Below are 16,029 nucleotides of genomic sequence, written 5' to 3'. Positions count from 1 at the left end.
AAAAGTGAGTACTAATATGGAAACGGCTTCCTCAAAAATAGAGACAACAAGCTATCCCGCAACTAGTGCTGGCGCTCGCCGCGCAGGTATGACAGAACAAGAATGGCGTGCTGCAATTAAATTCGACGGCAATGATGTGGGCTGGGTTATCATGAGTATCGGTATGGCTATCGGTGCAGGTATTGTGTTTTTACCTGTGCAGGTAGGTCTGATGGGATTATGGGTTTTCCTACTATCCTCGATCATTGGTTATCCTGCGATGTACCTTTTCCAACGCCTATTTATTAATACGTTGGCTGAATCTCCAGAGTGTAAAGACTACCCAAGTGTTATCACCGGTTACCTCGGTAAAAACTGGGGTATTTTATTAGGAGCACTCTACTTTGTGATGCTAGTCATTTGGATGTTTGTTTACTCAACGGCAATCACCAATGACAGTGCTTCTTACTTACAAACATTTGGTGTTACGGAAGGTTTACTGTCAGAAAACCCATTCTATGGTTTGATCTTGATTTGTGCTTTAGTCGCTATCTCTTCTCGTGGTGAACAATTACTGTTTAAAGTATCAAGCTTTATGGTACTAACTAAACTGTTTGTTGTTGCTGCGTTAGGGATCTCCATGATTGGTATGTGGCATCTTTATAACGTGGGAGCATTACCACCCGCTGGACGTTTAATCAAAGAAGCAATCATTACATTACCTTTTACCCTGACTTCAATTCTGTTTATCCAAACATTAAGTCCAATGGTTATCTCTTACCGTGGTCGTAATAAAAACCGTGAAGTTGCTCGTCACAAAGCGTTACGTGCAATGAACATCGCGTTCGGTGTGTTGTTCTGTACTGTTTTCTTCTATGCAATCTCATTCACATTAGCAATGGGTCATGATGAAGCAGTTAAAGCGTATGAACAAAATATCTCTGCATTAGCGATTGCTGCAAAATTCTTCCCTGGTGGTTGGGTAACTGTTGTAAGCGTTATGCTAAATATCTTCGCCGTAATGACTGCATTCTTTGGTGTCTACCTAGGTTTCCGTGAAGCGACACAAGGGATCGTTATGAATATTCTGCAACGCTATATTCCAGCAGAAAAAATCAACCAAAAATGGGTACAAAACGGCATCATGATTTTCGCCGTGCTTTTAGCATGGGGTGCAATCATCCTGAATGCACCAGTACTGAGTTTTACCTCAATTTGTAGCCCAATCTTCGGTATGGTGGGTTGTCTTATCCCTGCATACTTAGTGTACAAAGTACCAATGTTACACAAATACAAAGGTGCATCGCTCTACCTGATTATTTTTACCGGTTTACTGCTCGTTATCTCTCCGTTCTTGGCATTCTCATAGTCGCCGACTTCGGTTCTAGTTAGGCATTGTTTTTAAAAACTAAATTAATCCAAGGTGTTAGATTATGAGCCAGAACAAAAATTCTCATTTATGGTCACAGTTTGTTCGTCAGTTACGTGAAGGTGTTAAGCCAGCAGTGGGTTGTACTGAGCCAATTTCATTAGCATTGGCAGCAGCGAAAGCAACTGCGCTTTTAGGCGAGCCTGTTGTTCGTGTCGAAGCTTGGGTTTCACCAAACTTGATGAAAAACGGAATGGGCGTAACAGTGCCGGGAACGGGAATGGCTGGGCTACCTATTGCAGCAGCATTAGGTGCGACAGGAGGAGATCCTGATGCTGGGTTGGAGGTCTTGTTAAAAGCATCCGCTGATGCAGTTGCTCAAGCTAAGACACTGGTTGCTCAAGGTAAAGTCACTGTGGGTGTAAAAGCACCTTGTGAAGATGTTCTTTACTCTGAAGCGAAAGTGTATAGCCAATCTGGTTATGCCATCGTCAGTATCGCAAGAGAGCATACACATGTTGTTCGTTGTGAATGTAACGGTAACGTTGTTTTTGAGGAAGATAAATCAGCGCTTACCAATAATTGTGAATCTACTGATGAAAAACCTTTTACTGATGTTTGTGCTGAAGATATCTATAATTTCGCACTTAACGTGCCAGTGAGTGAAATTGAATTTATGCTCAATGCCGCTCGTTTAAATGGCGCTTTATCAGAAGAGGGACTACAAAACACCTATGGATTAGCCATTGGTCGTACCTTAATTCTGCAACAAGAGAAAGGTTTGTTAGGTAAAGACTTACTTAATGAAATCATGATCAGAGCATCAGCTGCATCTGATGCTCGTATGGGTGGGGCGGTATTACCTGCAATGAGTAATTCAGGCTCAGGTAATCAGGGTATTGCCGCAACATTGCCTGTAATGGTGGTTGCTGAATTTATTAAAGCCGATGATGAAACCTTACTGCGTGCATTGGTTTTATCTCACTTAATGGCAATTTATGTTCATAGCCATTTTCCACCACTTTCCGCCCTTTGTGCTGCAACAACCGCTTCAATGGGAGCAGCCGCAGGAATGGCATGGTTACTCACAAAAGATTTCACCACTGTCAGTATGTCTATCAACAGTATGATTGGTGATATCAGTGGCATTATCTGTGATGGCGCATCGAATAGCTGTGCAATGAAAGTATCAAGTAGTGCAGCGAGTGCCTATAAAGCAGTATTAATGGCGATGCAAAATCAAAGTGTTGCGGGTACTGATGGTATTGTCAGTGACGATGTCGATAGTTCAATAGCGAATCTCTGTGCATTAGCCAGTCGTGCAATGCAACATACAGATATTCAAATCATTGAGATTATGGAAGAAAAAGCGCGTCGTAATGCTGGGGAAAAGAAGCAAGCTGTCAATATATAAAAGGCGAAAACCTAAAGCGGCAGTGATGTTGTGATGCAGTAAAAAGAAATACCTGCTTATAAAAATAGGCAGGTATTTTTTTATCATGGAATTGCGTTGATTAGATTAAATACTCACAGCCGCAAAGGCTTGCGCAATGCGCTGAACATTACTTGTATTAACACCTGCCATACAAACACGGCCAGTACCGACAAGATAAATACCAAATTCGTCACGTAATCTATCAACTTGCGCTTGTGTAAAGCCGGTATAGCTGAACATACCGCGTTGAGTTAATAGATGATCAAAATTCTTTTCAGGCAGAGCAACTTTTAAAGCTTCGACTAAAGTAACGCGCATCTCTTTAATGCGATCACGCATATGCGCGACTTCTTTTTGCCATTGTGCAGTTAAAACTTGGTCTGATAGCACTTTATTGACAATTTGCGCACCATAGTTTGCAGGGCTTGAGTAGATACGACGTACACCTGCTTTCAACTGACCTAATACATGTTCGCATTCAGTGGCATTTTCACACACAATTGATAAGCCACCGGCACGTTCACCGTAGATCCCAAATATTTTTGAAAAAGAGTTACTGATAAGTATCGGTAATCCTGCTTTTGCCATAGTACGAATAGCGTAAGCATCTTCATCTAAATTTTCAGCAAAGCCTTGATAAGCAATATCTAAGAATGGAATTGCTTGGCGAGCTTTTAATACTTCAGTGACTTGATCCCATTGATCTTTAGTCAGATCAGAGCCTGTTGGGTTGTGGCAACATGGGTGCATCAATACGATGCTTTTTTCAGGCAGTTTTTTAAAGCAATCGAGTAGTGCTTCAAATTTTACGCCTTTGGTTTCAGGATCAAAGTATGGGTAATAATTTACCTTGAAACCCGAGCCCGCAAAAATAGAAGCATGATTATCCCAAGTCGGATCACTTATCCACACTTCTGATCTTGGGAAATAGCGATGGAGAAAATCAGCACCTACTTTTAATGCGCCTGATCCACCTAATGTTTGGATTGTGGCAATTTTCTTTTCTGCAATTAGAGGATTATCTGCACCGAAAAGGAGATCTTGAATTTCGCTGCGATAAGGCGCCAGCCCTTCCATTGGTAAATAAAGTGTTGCGGTGGGGGTCATGGCATTAAGTTGCTGACGCGCAACTGAAACTGTTCCTAAAATAGGGGTCTTGCCTTCTTCGTCATAATAAAGACCAATGCTTAAATTAATTTTATCCTGACGTGGGTCTTTGTTATAAACATCCATCAATGAGAGAATCGGATCTCCCGGAAACGCTTCAACCTGTTGAAACACGGCTTCTTCTCCAATCACTTTTAGTGTGTCATAGGGATACAATATCGTGTGTATTATTGTTCGTCTAGGTATTCCATGATGACGCGCGAGGTTAATTTTGTAATCAACTCATAGGCGCTAATACCACTATATTTGGCAATTTCTTCTACGGGCAACACATCTCCCCATAAAATAGCTTCATCACCAACACTATCAATCAGTTCAGTCCCCAAATCGACGCTGATCATATCCATCGAAACTCTGCCAACAATAGGCACTTTTCGACCATTGATCCACACAGGAGTACCTGAAGGTGCACTACGAGGATAACCATCGCCATAACCAATAGCGATCACACCAAGATAAGTGTCTTTTTCACTTACCCATGTTCCACCATAACCAACAGGTTCACCCGCTTTATGTTTACGAACAGCAATCAGGCTTGTTTTCAGTGTCATTGCAGGGGTTAAGCCAAAATCTTTACCTGTTCTTTCATCACCAGTGGGGGAGATACCATAAGTAATAATACCGGGGCGAACCCACTGATAATGAACTTGAGGCCAAAATAAAATACCCGCAGACGCTGCGATAGACTTATCACCGGCTTTATCTTGAATAAAATTTTGAAATAATGTGATTTGTTTTTGTGTTGCTTCAGGAACATCAGGCTCATCAGCGCGACTAAAATGGCTCACAATATTGACAGGTTGTTGTACATTTTTGCAGGCGGAAAGTCGTAAATAGAAGGCTTGCGCATCTTCAGGACGCACGCCTAAACGGTGCATCCCCGTATCGATTTTCATCCATACTTTGACGGGTTCATCTAAGTCGGCCTGTTCTAATGCTTCTAATTGTTCTTGGCTATGAACAACCGTTTCAATGTGGTTGACGACTAAAATAGGTAGGTCAACGATATCAAAAAAGCCCTCTAACAGAAGAATGGGCTTTACAATACCCCCACTTCGTAAGGTTAATGCTTCACCAATACGTGCAACACCAAAACAATCAGCATTGTCCATTAAGGTATATGCTGTTTCTAATAACCCATGACCATAAGCGTTTGCTTTCACGACAGCTATCAGGTGGCTATGTGGGGCATAGTCTCTCACATGCTGAAAATTGTGACGCAGAGCGCGGCGATCTATCACTGCGGTTGCCGCTTTCATATTATTCCAATACTTCCTTTCATTAAGTCAAGGTTAGTGATTATTCATCGTCGTAAGCAGGGCCCGCATAGTTATCAAAGCGTGACCATTGGCCGTTAAAGGTAAGCCTTACTGTACCAATTGGACCGTTACGTTGTTTACCGATGATGATTTCTGCAACCCCTTTTAAATCACTACTTTCGTGGTAAACCTCATCACGATAAATAAACATGATAAGGTCAGCATCTTGCTCAATAGAGCCTGATTCACGTAAGTCGGAGTTAACAGGGCGTTTATCAGCACGTTGTTCCAAACTACGGTTTAACTGTGATAGAGCAACCACAGGAACTTGTAATTCTTTAGCTAACGCTTTTAAAGAACGAGAAATTTCAGCAATTTCTAGTGTTCTGTTTTCAGATAATGAAGGTACTCTCATTAACTGTAAGTAGTCAATCATGATAAGGCTTAAACCGCCATGTTCACGATAGATGCGGCGAGCACGAGAGCGTACTTCTGTTGGTGTTAAACCCGATGAGTCATCGATATACATATTGCGTTTTTCAAGCAAAATACCCATGGTGCTTGAAATACGTGCCCAATCCTCATCATCAAGCTGGCCTGTACGAATTCTTGTCTGATCGACACGAGATAATGATGCCAACATACGCATCATGATTTGGTTGCCGGGCATCTCTAAGCTGAAGATAAGTACGGGTTTTTCTTCCGTCATTGCTGCATTTTCACATAAGTTCATGGCAAATGTGGTTTTACCCATAGAAGGACGTGCAGCAACAATAATTAAATCTGACTTTTGTAATCCTGCGGTTTTTTTATCAAGGTCTTGATAACCACTTGAAACCCCTGTGACACCATCATGAGGTTTTTGATAGAGCTGTTCTATTTTTTCAACAGTCTCTTCTAAAATTGCATCTATTGCTTTAGGGCCTTCGTCTTTATTGGCGCGTGTTTCAGCAATTTGGAACACTCTTGATTCAGCAAAGTCGAGCAGATCTTCACTGGTGCGTCCTTGAGGATCAAAACCCGCATCTGCAATTTCGTTGGCAACTTTTATCATATCGCGAACAACCGCACGCTCTCGGACAATATCCGCATAAGCGTTGATGTTCGCCGCACTTGGCGTATTTTTTGAAAGTTCTGCTAAATAGGCAAAACCACCTACACTGTCTAACTCGGCATTTTGTTCTAATGCTTCGGATAGCGTAATCAGGTCGATAGGTTTGCCTAATTCCAACAAACGTTGCATTTGCGAGAAGATAGTACGATGAGGTCGGCTATAAAAATCTTCGGCGGTGACGCGTTCAGAAACATTATCCCAACGTTCATTATCTATCATCAGACCGCCTAACACGGACTGCTCTGCTTCCAGCGAATGGGGAGGTAGCTTTAATCCCTCCATTTGTCGGTCTTTAATATCAGACATCAGCTTGTCAGTGGTCTTGTTTCTGGCCATAAATCCTGCATAAAATCGAAAAAGTGTCAGTCAGCGTATTAGTATACGCTAACCCAATTATCTGTGCCTTGTAGAAATAGCTATCCTTTGTCATTATCTCCAAAGGTCTTTTTGCGCTCGCTTATTTAACCTCTCATCCTACAAAGGAGATAGTAATGGCTAATCGTATTCAATTTGCAACTCATGGCGATGCAGATGTTCTTGAGTTAGCAACATTTACACCCGCTCCTCTTGGCGATCATGAAGTTCAAGTTGCCAATAAGGCAATTGGTATTAACTATATTGATACTTATGTACGTAGCGGATTATATCCTGTAAGCCAATTCCCAAGTGGATTAGGCACTGAAGCTGCGGGCATTATTATCAAAACAGGCGCTAAAGTGACTTCACTAAAAGAAGGGGACAGAGTTGTGTATGCGCAATCTCCGCTAGGGGCTTATAGCGATACGCATAATGTACCAGAAAATAAAGTAGCACGTCTGCCTGATAATATCTCTTTTGAACAAGCCGCAGCCTCTTTCTTAAAAGGATTAACGGTTTATTATCTCTTCAATGAAACTTATAAATTACAAGCGGGTGAAACCTTCTTATTCCACGCAGCAGCTGGTGGTGTTGGTTTAATTGCTAGCCAATGGGCGAAGGCCATTGGTGCAAAAATGATTGGTACAGCAGGTAGTGATGAAAAAGTTGCCAAAGCAAAAGCCGCAGGTGCATGGGAAGTGATTAATTACCAGACTGAGTCGATTGTGGAACGTGTTTTGGCGCTAACTAATAACCAAAAAGTGCCTGTTGTTTACGACTCTGTTGGTAAAGCAACGTGGTTAGATTCGTTAGACTGCTTGCAGCGCCGTGGCTTAATGGTGAGTTTTGGTAATGCATCAGGTGCCGTAACAGGTGTCGATTTAGGTATTCTTAATAAAAAAGGTTCTCTATATGTGACGCGCCCATCTATTTCGGGTTATATCACAACGCGTGAAGAGCTAGATGCTGCAAGTGAAGCGCTATTTGCATTAATTGGTAGCGGTAAAATTGATGTAAGTGTGCCAGATAATCAGAAATTTGCTTTAGCAGATGCGAAAGATGCTCATCGTTATCTTGAAAGTAGACAATCTCAAGGATCGAGTTTACTTATTCCTTAATTATTATTTATAAAAACTAAAACCTATTTAAAATAAATTAAATAGGTTTTGAATATTTATTATTAATAAATATAAATAATTTCAAGTTTGATTATCAAAAAAAAGCCTTATTTTTATTTTAGATTTATTTTTAACTCTATCTCTTTTAATTTACGTTTTCGTGATTTTTATTAATAGAATATGGAGTGTTTATGCAAAAAGATGAATTAAAGGATTTTATTGATTTTATTTATGAAGATAATAAAGTCAGTAATGTTGAATTACAATTTATTCGTGATGTCGCAGATGAAAAAACAGAAGCATTATTTAAACGCCTTGGTGAAAATAATAATTTATCTGCATTCCAAAAATCAATGGATGTATCAGTTCAATTAATGCAAAATGCTTTTTTTGATATTAAAAAGAAAGAAGGAACAGAAGAAGGTAAACGTGAAGTTAAAGAAGCATTTGAATTTCAAATTGCTTATTTAGTTGCCAATTATAATCGCTTCTTCTCATTACTTTAATGAAAGTAAAACCAGCCCAATGTGGCTGGTTTTATTTTTAATATCGTTATTTTTCAGTTACAAATTTAAGTGCATTTTCTAAAACAGATAAATCAGCGCCCTGTTTATGGGCATTTTCACTTAAATGACGTCGCCATTGTCTAGCGCCTGGAATACCTTGGAAAATCCCCAACATATGACGTGTAACATGACCTAAATAAGTACCTTGTGAGAGCTCTTTCTCAATATAAGGATACATTGCTCTTACCGCAGTGACTGCATTGGCAATAGGTAGCTGGTTGTCAAAAAGCTCATGATCAACATGCGTTAGAATTGACGGGTTTTGATAAGCCTCACGACCTACCATAACGCCATCCATATATTTTAAGTGCTCTTTGGCTTCTTCTAGTGACTTAATACCACCGTTAATTGCCATAGTGAGATGCGAGAAATCGCGTTTTAATTGATAAACACGAGGATAATCTAAAGGTGGAACTTCACGGTTCTCTTTTGGACTTAAACCCGATAACCATGCTTTACGGGCATGAATAATAAAGGTATCACAGTTATTATCACGGCTAACAGTATCAATAAAATCACATAGAAATTCGTAGCTATCTAGCTCGTCAATACCAATACGGGTTTTTACCGTAACAGGAATATCAACGACATCACGCATGGCTTTCACACAATCTGCAACGAGTTGTGCATCTCCCATTAAACAAGCACCAAAACGCCCATTTTGTACGCGATCTGAAGGGCAGCCCACATTTAAATTGATTTCATCATAGCCACGCTCTTGTGCCAATTTTGCACATTGCGCTAAAGCTTGAGGATCGCTTCCACCTAACTGCAAAGAGACTGGATGTTCTTCTTCACTGTATTTTAGATAGTCGCCTTTACCGTGAATGATGGCACCTGTTGTGACCATTTCAGTATAAAGCAGTGTATTTTTACTGAGCTGACGAAAGAAATAACGACAATGACGATCAGTCCAATCGAGCATCGGCGCAACAGAGAAACGGTTCAAATTATATGTATTTGAATGGCTATTAACACGATGATTTTCTGTTGGTTTATTGAGTTCTGTATTTTCTGACATGCTGTAATTCTTTCGTCTATTTAGGCGTTGCTACCCTTATTTTTTTGTGAGGGTAGAAAATGAGGGCGCATTATAGCATAGAGAATAACTAACGCATGGTGGATCTGTGTTTTAATGAACTCAAGAAGAGTCGTCAGAAACAACAAAATAGGAACTTATATGCCAACAGAAAAAAGAGCATTGCCTTATTTTAAATTAAATATCATCCTGAACCGATAAAAACAGGAGCTTTTATCACAGATGATACCGTTATATGTGATTGTTGTGGAAAACTACGCCTACATATTGATTTTAGTTAATGAACATCATTCAAATAATATTAAGTCTATTTTTTAGAACATAGACTTGATATTTATTTTTATAAAATAGCCTATTTATATTATCTCTATTAAAAATGGAAATAGTCACTGCTCAAGGTTTTACGCTATAAAGCGAAAAAATAAAAAGAGGAGCATTGAATATGAACATTAAAAGAAAGATCCTTATAAAATTAAATAATCTTGATTATGATAATAAAAAACTGTCATTTTCTACTTCCCATGAAATGCATCATTCCCTTTTAACTAATATACCTTTAGTTCCGGTAATATCATCTGTTCATCAATTACCACCCAAAAATTATATAGATTCTATTACAATAAACTTTAATGATCTAAATAAATATTATTACCTTAATTTACCAGAGAATAATCATTATTCTTTAGATGAAGTGATTAAAATATTACAACAACACCCTGATATTGAATATGTACAAACGGTGCCGATACAACCTATTGAACCTCCTAATATTACGCCTGATTTTACTCAATATCAGCAATACTTAAATACGCCAGAAAAAACAGTGAATATTAATAAAATTAAAGGATTAGGGATTTGTGAAGCATGGAAGCAAGAAGCATATGGGCAAGGAATACAAGTCGCTGATATTGAATGGGATTTCAATCTTTCTCATCATGATTTATCAACGGATAATATTACGTCGTTATTACCATTTAATGAAAAAACCAGTCAGGCAGATCATGGTACAGCGGTTGCGGGATTAATAATGGGAAAAAATGATGGTAAAGGGATCACTGGACTCGCTTATAAATTAGATATGTTTTATGCCATCTCTGAATTAACTTGTGGGCGTATTGATGCGATTATTGCGAGTAAACGCATATTACATGCTGGTGATATTGTTTTATATGAAATGCAGACAATTTGTGAACATCAAGCTTATGTACCTGCGGATTATGAAATGCATATTTGGGAAGCGACTCGCGCATTAACAGATGCTGGGATCATTGTGATTATGGCAGCAGGTAATGGGGGCGTAGATCTGGATTTACCTGCTTATGAAAGTTACCGACAACGCCATGATAATAACTCAATACGTGTTGGTGCAGGTTCGCCTTATACATTAAATCGATTACCTTTCTCAACGCATGGTTCACCTATTCATGTACAAGCGTGGGGAGAGGATGTTGCAACAGCGGGTTATGGTGATCTGTTTCGAAGTGATGATAACCATACTTATACCGCTAATTTTAGTGGAACATCGTCAGCCAGTGCTTTAGTTGCGGGAGCCGCTGCTGTGATCCAATCTTGGTATAAAGACCGTACAAACAGTGTGTTAACGCCGATACAAATGCGTGACTTATTAATTAGAACAGGCACTTTTCCACTGTTAAATGACAAAATCGGCCCTTTACCAAATGTGAACAACGCAATTTTGTATTTAAAAAAATTAATAAAACGTCATTAAGTACAATAGTATTAATTCCCTTAACACCTCCTAAATATTAGGAGGTGTTATTTAAATTTCATCTATATGATATATAAAGTTTTTATCATCATAATAAGATGAAAATATAAAAAGAATCGTAATTTAATCAACTTTTCTTGTATAAACAACGACCATAAAATAGCGTTGCAAATAAACGAGCTAATAAGTTTTTATAGGAAAATAAGGCGATTAGACAACTTCTAAGAGAAAATTTATTTAATTATAAACTTAATCGATTTTTACGATTTATATAAATTAATAGCATTATGATTTTATTGTGTTTTTAGCATAAACCCTAAAGGGCATGGTTTATGATGAAAAACTTAAATATGAATAGTTTTTCATTGTTTATGCACCTTTTTGCTTTCAATTTCACGTCACTGCGTTTATCATTTTCCGCTTGTACTATACATACGGCGTCGCTGGTTTTGGGCTTCTGTGGAGCATAATGCTCCGGCAGCTCACACAGTCTTTTCCAGTGGCGGTTCTATCTGCATTATTCTTCGGGATAGAGTATTACCTTAAATGACTGAGAAAACATCTCTGACACCAGTTGTCGAATTAAAATCCTTAAGTAAAGGTTTCGACGGAAAACAAATTATTTCCCGCCTCGATCTCACTATCAACCATGGCGAGTTTTTAACCATCCTCGGTCCTTCGGGCTGTGGTAAGACGACGGTTTTGCGTTTAATCGCGGGTTTAGAAGACGTTGACGATGGGCAAATTATCCTTGATGGACAAGATATTACGGATATCCCAGCGGAACAACGTTTTGTAAATACGGTTTTTCAAAGTTACGCGCTTTTCCCACATATGACTGTTTTTGAAAACGTCGCATTTGGTCTTCGCATGCAGAAAACACCTGCTGATGAGATTAATATTCGCGTTGAAGAAGCATTGCGTATGGTGCAACTTGAAGATTTCGCACAACGCCGCCCAGTACACCTTTCTGGTGGACAACAACAACGTGTTGCGATTGCGCGCGCTGTTGTGAATAAACCAAAGGTCTTATTGCTTGATGAATCATTATCTGCACTGGATTACAAATTACGTAAACAGATGCAAAATGAATTAAAAGCCTTACAACGTAAATTAGGGATCACCTTTATTTTCGTGACTCATGACCAAGAAGAGGCGCTGACCATGTCAGACCGGATCGTGGTGATGCGTGAAGGGCGTATTGAGCAAGATGGTACTCCGCGTGAAATTTATGAAGAGCCAACAAATCTGTTTGTTGCGCAATTTATAGGTGAAATTAATATCTTTGATGCGCGTGTGCTCCATCGTATTGATGAAACACGTATTCGTGCTGATGTTGAAGGTCATGAATGTGATATTTATACCACATTACCTGTGACACAAAATCAGCAACTCAAAGTATTACTTCGACCTGAAGATCTCCGTGTTGAAGAAATTCACGATCTTGAAAACCTTCCTGGGTTAATTGGTTATGTTCGTGAACGTAACTATAAAGGCATGACGCTAGATTCTGTTGTTGAAATGGAAAATGGCAAGGTGGTGATGGTCAGTGAATTCTTTAATGAAGATGATCCAGATGTTGATCACTCGTTAGACCAAAAAATTGCAGTAACTTGGGTTGAAAGCTGGGAGGTCGTACTGGCAGATGAAGAAAACACGTAAACTATTTCAAAACATCGTTATTACTGGTGTTGTGGGTTGGTTGATGCTGTTCGTCTTCTTGCCGAATATCATGATCATTGCGACCAGTTTTTTAACGCGTAATGATGCCAACCTTGTCGAGATGGTCTTTACACTCGATAACTACTATCGCTTATTTGATCCGATGTATGCAGAAGTGTTACTGCATTCTATTAATATGGCGGTAGTCGCAACATTAGCTTGTTTATTATTAGGTTATCCCTTTGCTTATTTCCTCGCAAAAATGCCTAAGAAAATACAGCCATTAATGTTGTTTTTATTGATTGTACCTTTTTGGACAAACTCGCTTATTCGTATTTATGGATTAAAAATATTCCTAAGTACGAAAGGTTATTTTAACGAATTCCTGTTATGGATTGGACTTATTGATAAGCCACTCAGAATTATTTATACCCCAGAAGCCGTTGTGCTGGGACTGGTTTATATTTTATTACCTTTCATGGTATTACCGTTATATTCCAGCATTGAAAAGTTAGATAAACCTTGTTTAGAAGCAGCGCGCGATTTAGGTGCTAATAAATTTCAAACCTTTATTCGTATTATTATTCCATTAACAATGCCGGGCATTATTGCGGGTTGTTTACTCGTGATGTTACCTGCGATGGGCTTATTCTTTGTTGCTGATTTAATGGGTGGTGCGAAAAACTTATTAATTGGTAACGTAATTAAGAGCCAATTCTTAAATATTCGTGACTGGCCTTTCGGTGCAGCCACAAGTATTTGTTTAACATTGGTGATGGGATTAATGCTGTTTGTGTATTACCGAGCCGTGAAGCTACTGCATAAGAAGGTAGAAATAGAATGATAGGACGGTTATTGCGTGGTGGATTTATGTCCATTATTTACGCGTATCTTTATATCCCGATCATCATTCTGATAGTTAACTCTTTTAACTCATCACGTTTCGGGATCAACTGGAAAGGCTTTACCACAGATTGGTACGCCATTTTATTTAATAATGACAGTCTGCTTCAAGCGGCAGGACATTCATTAACAATGGCGGTCACCTCTGCGACATTCGCCACATTAATCGGCTCATTAGCGGCGGTTGCACTTTATCGCTACCGTTTTCGTGGCAAAAAATTTGTCGGTGGTATGTTGTTTGTCGTCATGATGTCGCCGGATATTGTGATGGCGATTTCGTTACTTGTACTGTTTATGATCCTAGGTGTTTCATTAGGATTTTGGTCGCTTCTATTTTCACATATTACATTTTGCCTGCCTTTTGTTGTGGTGACTGTGTATTCACGATTAAGTGGGTTTGATGTAAAAATGCTGGAAGCTGCTAAAGATTTAGGGGCAGGTGAATTTACTATTTTACGTAAAATCATTATGCCTCTGGCAATGCCAGCAGTAGCTTCAGGTTGGTTATTAAGCTTTACGTTATCTATGGATGACGTTGTCGTTTCCTCTTTTGTGACAGGGCCAAGCTATGAAATTTTACCACTGAAAATTTACTCAATGGTAAAAGTGGGCGTTTCGCCAGAAGTGAATGCGCTTGCAACCATCCTTTTAGGTCTATCTTTAGTATTAGTATTAATTAGTCAGTTGATCTTAAGAGACAGAACTGGCAAAGCGTAAACATGCATTAGTGCGAGTTTCTCGTACTTTTTGGGGTCTTGAAGACCAATCTGTTGGAGGTAGGCTCACTGCCTATTTGATATTAACGCATCAACCACTGAAGGAAACATAAATGAAAAAGTGGTCCTCAGTACTTGCTGCCAGCGTAATGGCATTAAGTATCGGCACAGCATCGGCTGATGATGGTAAGACATTATATTTCTACAACTGGACGGAGTATGTGCCGCCTGGTCTGCTTGAACAGTTTACGAAAGAAACTGGGATTAAGGTGATTTATTCCACCTATGAATCCAATGAAAGCATGTATACCAAGTTAAAGACCTATAAAGAAGGTGCTTATGACTTGGTGGTTCCTTCTACTTATTTTATTTCTAAAATGAGTCATGAAGGTATGCTACAAAAAATCGATAAATCAAAATTAACCAATTTTGATAATCTCGATCCTAGCCTCTTACATAAATCATTCGATCCAGAAAACGATTACTCCATTCCTTACATTTGGGGTGCGACCGCTATTGGTATTAATAGCGATGAAGTTGATGTGAGTAGCATTACTTCATGGGCAGATTTATGGAAACCTGAATATAAAGATAGCCTGTTATTGACCGATGATGCCCGTGAAGTTTTCCAAATGGCATTATTAAAATTAGGCTATTCGGGGAATACAACCGATCCTAAAGAGATTGAAGAAGCCTATAAAGAGCTACAAAAGCTGATGCCAAACGTATTGGCCTTTAATTCAGATAATCCTGCTAACCCTTATATGCAAGGGGAAGTCAATTTAGGGATGATTTGGAATGGCTCTGCATTTATTGCTCGCGATGCTGGTGCACCTATTGAAATGGTGTGGCCAAAAGAGGGGGGTATTTTCTGGATGGATAGCTTAGCTATTCCTGCTAATGCCAAAAATGTCGAAGGTGCTCATAAACTTATCGACTTCTTATTACGCCCTGAAATTGCAGCAAAAGTGGCTGAAAACATTGGTTACCCAACACCTAATCTCGCCGCACAAAAGCTACTGCCAAATGTGATCACTAAAGATAATTCTCTTTATCCAACAGAAGAGATTATCAATAAAGGCGAATGGCAAAATGATGTGGGTGATGCGACAGTGTTGTATGAAAGCTATTATCAAAAATTAAAAGCGGGACGCTAATCGCATCTTATTTGCTAAAAAGCCACCTTTATAAAGGTGGCTTTTTTTATGTCGAAAAAGGCATAAGGTTTCCATTAAGTTAACAATAAAAATAAATGAGAGAGGTTGTGTAAGCCAAAGATAATTAAAGAAAATAAGCGTGGCTTGTATTATTTTTTTATACAACATTCAGCAACAAGTCGACTGTTTTTTTCTTGCGTTTTGCGTTGTTGTTCAATATTAATTAAATAATTGCTCTGTAGAAAATAACTAATATGAACATCAAATTTTTCAGAAATCAGATAAATAAATTCAATACTTATCCTGTTTGTTCCCCGTTCATAACGAGAAAGTTGTTGTTGGCTTATTCCTAACTCTTGAGCAAAAAGGGCTCCTGAGTATTTTAATTTCTTTCGTAAATGACGTATTCGTTGCCCTATACGAAAATTAATGGTTTTGCTGTTATCAATCATTTAATCA

Annotated in this window: 15 protein-coding genes; 10 read left to right on the top strand and 5 right to left on the bottom strand. The window is 38.9% G+C overall.

The window, feature by feature from the left end; translation table 11 throughout:
• The first annotated feature begins 16 nt into the window (after positions 1–16).
• On the top strand, positions 17–1,348 hold the full coding sequence (locus tag ABN212_RS04385; RefSeq protein ID WP_109373160.1) for an amino acid permease: 1,332 nt from the start codon (positions 17–19) through the stop codon (positions 1,346–1,348).
• 64 nt (positions 1,349–1,412) lie between these two features.
• Positions 1,413–2,762, top strand: coding sequence for a serine dehydratase subunit alpha family protein (locus ABN212_RS04380; RefSeq protein ID WP_198620614.1), 1,350 nt, complete (start codon positions 1,413–1,415; stop codon positions 2,760–2,762).
• Between the two features lie 105 nt (positions 2,763–2,867).
• Here ABN212_RS04380 and ABN212_RS04375 read toward each other — a convergent pair whose 3' ends face one another.
• Genes ABN212_RS04375 through dnaB form a run of 3 tightly spaced genes read right to left on the bottom strand, consistent with a single transcriptional unit; the run spans position 2,868 to position 6,659 of the window.
• A complete protein-coding gene (locus tag ABN212_RS04375) occupies positions 2,868–4,064 on the bottom strand; it encodes an aromatic amino acid transaminase (RefSeq protein ID WP_109373162.1) in 1,197 nt (398 codons plus the stop codon).
• Between the two features lie 53 nt (positions 4,065–4,117).
• Positions 4,118–5,209, bottom strand: a complete 1,092-nt coding sequence (alr, locus tag ABN212_RS04370) for an alanine racemase (RefSeq protein ID WP_198620612.1) — start codon at positions 5,207–5,209, stop codon at positions 4,118–4,120.
• A gap of 40 nt (positions 5,210–5,249) precedes the next feature.
• Entirely contained in the window at positions 5,250–6,659 is a 1,410-nt protein-coding gene (dnaB, locus tag ABN212_RS04365) for a replicative DNA helicase (protein WP_023583065.1), read from the bottom strand.
• A 155-nt stretch (positions 6,660–6,814) separates the two neighbouring features.
• On the opposite strand from dnaB, the gene ABN212_RS04360 reads away from it, so the two are divergent.
• Positions 6,815–7,798: a quinone oxidoreductase gene (locus ABN212_RS04360; RefSeq protein ID WP_196532962.1), complete on the top strand. Its 984-nt coding sequence runs from the start codon at positions 6,815–6,817 to the stop codon at positions 7,796–7,798.
• 191 nt (positions 7,799–7,989) lie between these two features.
• On the top strand, positions 7,990–8,304 hold the full coding sequence (locus ABN212_RS04355; RefSeq protein ID WP_109373166.1) for a hypothetical protein: 315 nt from the start codon (positions 7,990–7,992) through the stop codon (positions 8,302–8,304).
• A 46-nt stretch (positions 8,305–8,350) separates the two neighbouring features.
• On the opposite strand, the gene dusA is transcribed toward ABN212_RS04355, so the two are convergent.
• A complete protein-coding gene (dusA, locus tag ABN212_RS04350) occupies positions 8,351–9,385 on the bottom strand; it encodes a tRNA dihydrouridine(20/20a) synthase DusA (protein WP_198620610.1) in 1,035 nt (344 codons plus the stop codon).
• A gap of 194 nt (positions 9,386–9,579) precedes the next feature.
• Here dusA and ABN212_RS18845 point away from each other — a divergent pair, with 194 nt between their 5' ends.
• From ABN212_RS18845 to potD, 6 genes are all read left to right on the top strand, one after another.
• Positions 9,580–9,684 carry a CbrC family protein gene (locus tag ABN212_RS18845; RefSeq protein ID WP_198630301.1) on the top strand — a complete coding sequence of 35 codons (105 nt, stop codon included), beginning with the start codon at positions 9,580–9,582 and terminating at the stop codon, positions 9,682–9,684.
• A gap of 161 nt (positions 9,685–9,845) precedes the next feature.
• Entirely contained in the window at positions 9,846–11,132 is a 1,287-nt protein-coding gene (locus ABN212_RS04345; protein WP_198626496.1) for a S8 family peptidase, read from the top strand.
• A 546-nt stretch (positions 11,133–11,678) separates the two neighbouring features.
• Positions 11,679–12,794 carry a spermidine/putrescine ABC transporter ATP-binding protein PotA gene (potA, locus tag ABN212_RS04340; protein ID WP_311750443.1) on the top strand — a complete coding sequence of 372 codons (1,116 nt, stop codon included), beginning with the start codon at positions 11,679–11,681 and terminating at the stop codon, positions 12,792–12,794.
• Positions 12,778–13,638, top strand: a complete 861-nt coding sequence (gene potB / locus ABN212_RS04335) for a spermidine/putrescine ABC transporter permease PotB (RefSeq protein ID WP_109373214.1) — start codon at positions 12,778–12,780, stop codon at positions 13,636–13,638. Before potA ends, potB begins: the two co-directional genes overlap by 17 nt.
• A complete protein-coding gene (gene potC, locus ABN212_RS04330) occupies positions 13,635–14,414 on the top strand; it encodes a spermidine/putrescine ABC transporter permease PotC (protein ID WP_036934543.1) in 780 nt (259 codons plus the stop codon). The genes potB and potC overlap by 4 nt, the downstream gene beginning before the upstream one ends.
• 112 nt (positions 14,415–14,526) lie before the next feature.
• On the top strand, positions 14,527–15,570 hold the full coding sequence (gene potD, locus ABN212_RS04325) for a spermidine/putrescine ABC transporter substrate-binding protein PotD (protein WP_069366989.1): 1,044 nt from the start codon (positions 14,527–14,529) through the stop codon (positions 15,568–15,570).
• Between the two features lie 149 nt (positions 15,571–15,719).
• Here the strand turns inward: potD and ABN212_RS04320 are convergent, their stop codons facing one another.
• Complete coding sequence (locus ABN212_RS04320; RefSeq protein ID WP_198620608.1) at positions 15,720–16,022, bottom strand: helix-turn-helix domain-containing protein; 303 nt, start codon at positions 16,020–16,022, stop codon at positions 15,720–15,722.
• Positions 16,023–16,029 lie beyond the last annotated feature (7 nt).

Origin of the sequence: Proteus genomosp. 6 (assembly GCF_040139785.1) — a bacterium.
GTDB lineage: Bacteria > Pseudomonadota > Gammaproteobacteria > Enterobacterales > Enterobacteriaceae > Proteus.
This window is presented reverse-complemented; position numbering and strand designations above follow the sequence as displayed.